This is a genomic window from Rosenbergiella epipactidis, assembly GCF_018494055.1.
Classification (GTDB): domain Bacteria; phylum Pseudomonadota; class Gammaproteobacteria; order Enterobacterales; family Enterobacteriaceae; genus Rosenbergiella; species Rosenbergiella epipactidis.
The window spans coordinates 1-4,252 of the sequence record NZ_JABBFQ010000016.1; the positions used below are offsets into that span (position 1 = coordinate 1).

3 protein-coding genes, 4 tRNA genes and 1 pseudogene are annotated in these 4,252 nt (G+C 43.5%); 1 reads left to right on the forward strand and 7 read right to left on the reverse strand.

Going from position 1 to position 4,252, the window contains the following annotated elements:
- The 5 genes and pseudogenes from HGT71_RS15555 to HGT71_RS15575 form a co-directional block, all read right to left on the reverse strand.
- Positions 1-77: pseudogene (locus tag HGT71_RS15555) on the reverse strand (GTP-binding protein); the annotation flags it as partial.
- Between the two features lie 120 nt (positions 78-197).
- A tRNA-Thr gene (locus tag HGT71_RS15560) sits at positions 198-273 on the reverse strand.
- 5 nt (positions 274-278) lie between these two features.
- Positions 279-353, reverse strand: a tRNA-Gly gene (locus HGT71_RS15565).
- Between the two features lie 178 nt (positions 354-531).
- Positions 532-616, reverse strand: a tRNA-Tyr gene (locus tag HGT71_RS15570).
- A gap of 10 nt (positions 617-626) precedes the next feature.
- Positions 627-702: transfer RNA gene (locus tag HGT71_RS15575), tRNA-Thr, on the reverse strand.
- A 424-nt stretch (positions 703-1,126) separates the two neighbouring features.
- Here HGT71_RS15575 and coaA point away from each other — a divergent pair.
- The gene (coaA, locus tag HGT71_RS15580) at positions 1,127-2,080 is read left to right on the forward strand and encodes a type I pantothenate kinase (protein WP_048911263.1); all 954 of its coding nucleotides are present in this window, start codon (positions 1,127-1,129) and stop codon (positions 2,078-2,080) included.
- Positions 2,081-2,091: 11 nt separating this feature from the next.
- On the opposite strand, the gene birA is transcribed toward coaA, so the two are convergent.
- Both birA and murB read right to left on the reverse strand, forming a co-directional pair.
- Positions 2,092-3,054 (reverse strand): bifunctional biotin--[acetyl-CoA-carboxylase] ligase/biotin operon repressor BirA, encoded by a 963-nt coding sequence (birA, locus tag HGT71_RS15585; RefSeq protein ID WP_214218602.1) that lies wholly within the window; start codon positions 3,052-3,054, stop codon positions 2,092-2,094.
- Positions 3,051-4,082: a UDP-N-acetylmuramate dehydrogenase gene (gene murB / locus HGT71_RS15590; protein WP_214218603.1), complete on the reverse strand. Its 1,032-nt coding sequence runs from the start codon at positions 4,080-4,082 to the stop codon at positions 3,051-3,053. Before murB ends, birA begins: the two co-directional genes overlap by 4 nt.
- Positions 4,083-4,252: the final 170 nt, after the last annotated feature.

Here is a 4,252-nt window from a genome sequence, read left to right on the forward strand (position 1 = left end):
GTTTTACCGTGGTCAACGTGACCGATGGTGCCCACGTTTACGTGTGGTTTATTACGTTGAAATTGCTCTTTAGCCATCGCTTGTTCCTCTAAGACACAGATAGAATCGGTGAAGTTATCACGTCAACCAGGTCATTATTGCCTGATAAATATGGATTTAATCAAGAACAGAAGGAATCAGGGAGGAAGTTAGGAATGTGGTGCTGATACCCAGAGTCGAACTGGGGACCTCACCCTTACCAAGGGTGCGCTCTACCAACTGAGCCATATCAGCACATCTGGAGCGGGCAGCGGGAATCGAACCCGCATCATCAGCTTGGAAGGCTGAGGTAATAGCCATTATACGATGCCCGCATCCTGGAACTCTGCTACCTGGATCTTTCTGTAGCTTATGAATAATAAAATGGCTTTTATTATTCGAGTCTGCCAGATAAACTGACCGACTTTCGACTGTTACCAGTCTAAACCGGTGTGATGAAAACTGCTTTATTAAGCATTTTACTTCACTATGCCTCAACTGCAGTAGTTGAGATGGTGGTGGGAGAAGGATTCGAACCTTCGAAGTCTGTGACGGCAGATTTACAGTCTGCTCCCTTTGGCCGCTCGGGAACCCCACCTTAACTTGATTGGTGCCGACTACCGGAATCGAACTGGTGACCTACTGATTACAAGTCAGTTGCTCTACCTACTGAGCTAAGTCGGCATCAAGTTGAGGCGCATTCTATGGGGAGTTAGAAAATCATGCAACTAAAAAATTAAGTTTTTTTTCCGTTCGCTCACTCTTTATTCAAAATAAGCGGTTTTAGTGGTTTTTAGCCCAATAATTAATCAAAAATAGCGTTTTACGCGCTTAGAAAATAGTAGTGATTCATCTATTGGTATGATGCAAAGGTATAGAAAAGCGCGTGAGTTTTTTTATCTATGCCTAAATACCTCGATTAATTTATACCTTCTTGTCGGATTTAACATACAAAAAATATAAATACATCATTGCATTAACATCTTTTTGCTTTGTGCTACTCACTACAGGTGATAACCTCCAGAGATATAATTCTTTTAACTCCCTTAGTTAACTCATTTTCCGGAATTTTTTGCCGTAATGAGTTACGGATGTCAGACGTATAACTATGAGTACAATCGATTCGTCATCTTTGACTTCAGCTTATTTGCATTTTGACCGCCAACATTGGGCAGCGTTACGTGAGTCGACACCTTTAGTCCTTGATGAGCAAGATATAGAACAATTAAAGGGGATTAACGAAGATCTATCCCTAAGTGAAGTGGCTGAGATATACCTCCCCCTCTCACGTTTACTGAATTTTTATATCAGCTCAAACCTCAACCACCAGAATGTGGTTAAGAAATTTCTCGGTACGGACCGGAAAAAAGTACCTTATATCATTAGCATTGCAGGTAGCGTAGCGGTGGGAAAAAGTACGACTGCCCGTGTGCTACAAGCTTTACTGAGTCGCTGGCCTGAACACCGAAAAGTCGAATTGATCACCACAGACGGTTTTCTTCATCCTAATGCCCTCTTAAAAGAGCGCGGACTGATGAAGAAGAAAGGTTTTCCTCAATCATACGACATGCATCGCTTGGTAAATTTCGTTGCGGATATCAAGGCAGGCAAGGAGAAGCTTACTGTTCCGGTTTATTCTCATTTGACGTATGACATCATCCCTGAAGAACAAAAGGTCGTTGAGGCGCCGGATATCGTTATCCTTGAGGGGTTAAATGTCTTACAAAGCGGCATGGATTATTCCCATGATCCCCATCGTGTCTTTGTTAGCGATTTTGTTGATTTTTCGATATATGTCGATGCGTCGGAAGATTTGCTTAAACAGTGGTATATAAATCGTTTCCTACGATTCAGAGAAGGCGCTTTCAGCGATCCCAATTCTTATTTCCACCATTACTCGCAGCTGACCATTGAAGAGGCAAAGGGGATTGCCTCAACGCTCTGGGATGAAATCAATGGGCTTAACCTTCGTGAGAATATTTTACCCACTCGAGAGCGGGCGAACCTTATCTTATCGAAAAGCCTTAAGCATGCTGTGAGTACAGTGAGCTTACGTAAATAACGCTTAATGACTCAGTTGGCGGCTCTCAACGAAATCTCGCCGCCAACCCACGCTTTGATTTCATCTTCATGTTCAAGCATGAGTGCACCAAATTCATTTATCCCTCGTTCAATACCGTGAATTTCCCTATCCCCTATGATGAGTTTTACCGGCTTATTGAGGAAATTGTCTAAAGCATGCCAACGAGGGAGAAAAGGAACCATTCCTTGCGTTTCAAAGGTCCGCAAAGCAACACGTAGATTGGTAATAATTGCGGCGGATAGTGCGTTTCTATCGGTAATAACACCCTCTTGGTAGAGGCTTGTCCAACTTTGGTCTATCGACGAAGTGGTATCTGACTTCATCGCTATATTTATTCCTGCACCGATAACAATGTGTGCAACATCGCCAGTTTTCCCCGTCATTTCGACTAAAATGCCTGCGAGTTTTCTATTATTGATATATAGATCATTCGGCCATTTCACTTTAACGTCATGACAACCGAACTGCACTAATGTCTCCGCTATGACTATCCCCACGACGAGGCTCAACCCCATCGCGGCTGCCGGTCCTTGCTCTAAACGCCAGTACATTGATAAATAGAGGTTAGCACCAAAGGGGGAGAACCATTTCCCGCCGCGCCTACCTCGACCCGCTTGTTGATATTCAGCAAGGCAAACATCGCCAGTCGTTAGCGTATCGATATTATCGAGTAAATATTGGTTGGTGGAATCAATAACAGGGATAACCTCAACATTTTCTGTGTGATACTGTTGAGAAATAACGTCCTCATCAAGAAGATTGATTGGCTCTGATAAGCAATATCCCTTGCCCGTCACCCGATAAGTACTAACTCCCCAAGTTTCGAGAATTTTTAAATGCTGATTGATCGCCGCTCGACTCATACCAAGTTCTTGGCCCAACTGCTCACCGGAATGGAATTCCCCATCGGCTAAAATGGCCATGATCTTCAACGTTACGCTGTAATCTTTCATGATAAGGTTTCCACTGCGTTAACTTCGCCCTGACGACCGATAAAACGCACCTCTGGCTCTAACCAAATAGCGAATTTATTAAACACAGTGTCACGAACATGTTTTGCCATGCTGACCAGATCTTCAGGCTGTGCATCACCCAAATTAATCAAGACTAATGCTTGTTGAGGATGTACCCCTGCATGATCAGCTGTATATCCTTTGAGTCCAGCCTGGTCAATTAACCAACCTGCTGCAACCTTCACTAAGTTGCCACATTGTGGATAGAAGGGAGCATTCGGATAGTGACGTTTAATTGCCTCAGCATCTTGAGTCGAGATAATAGGGTTTTTAAAAAAGCTACCTGCATTACCTATTTTGGCTGGGTCAGGTAACTTACTGCGACGTATCTCGCACACTTTATCAAATATTGCTTGTGGTGTTAGCAGAGGTGTCTCTGTTGAGTTAAGAGGTCCATAGGATAGGTTAGGCTGCCAATGCTTTGTTAAGCTAAAGCCTACTGCGGTAATGACATACCCTTGCTGATACTGGTGCTTGAAAATACTTTCACGGTAACCGAATAGGCACTCTTTGTTAGTTAATCTCATGGTCTTATTTCGATTAAGATCGAGAATATCTACGTATGCGCAAACATCTTTTAATTCGACACCATAAGCGCCTATATTCTGTATAGGTGCTGATCCTACTGTTCCAGGGATCAGGGCTAAATTTTCCAGCCCCGCCATCCCTTCTTTCACAGTTAATGCCACGAACTCATGCCAATTCTCACCGGCCGCACAGTGAATAAGCCACTCTTCTTGGTTTTGCTCAATACTCATTCCCTTTAGCTGATTGACAACAACCGTACCGTCGAAGTCATCGAGGAACAGCATGTTGCTGCCTCCGCCAATCAGCAGCCACGGTTTATCTTGATTGGCTTGCCAGCTTTCAATAAGAGTTTCTGTATTGTGTGCATAGACAATACGTTCAGCACTCACAGAAAGGCCAAAGGTATTTAAGGATTTTAAAGAGGTCTGCGAACAAGTCATGGCTTCACCTTGATAGGATAATCACTGACTAGTTTACCTGATTTAGTGGGATTTTTTTCAATAAACGCGATAAGAAGTTGGCGTTTTTGTAACGCAAAAAGGCCATCCGTTAGGATGGCCTTTTCGACTTATTGGATGCCTGGCAGTTCCCTACTCTCGCATGGGGAGAC

What these genes read in the sequence shown, in the direction of transcription:
- coaA (WP_048911263.1), top strand. Translation starts at nt 1,127, where the DNA reads ATGAGTACAATCGATTCGTCATCTTTGACTTCAGCTTATTTGCATTTT.
- birA (WP_214218602.1), bottom strand. Translation starts at nt 3,054, where the DNA reads ATGAAAGATTACAGCGTAACGTTGAAGATCATGGCCATTTTAGCCGAT.
- murB (WP_214218603.1), bottom strand. Translation starts at nt 4,082, where the DNA reads ATGACTTGTTCGCAGACCTCTTTAAAATCCTTAAATACCTTTGGCCTT.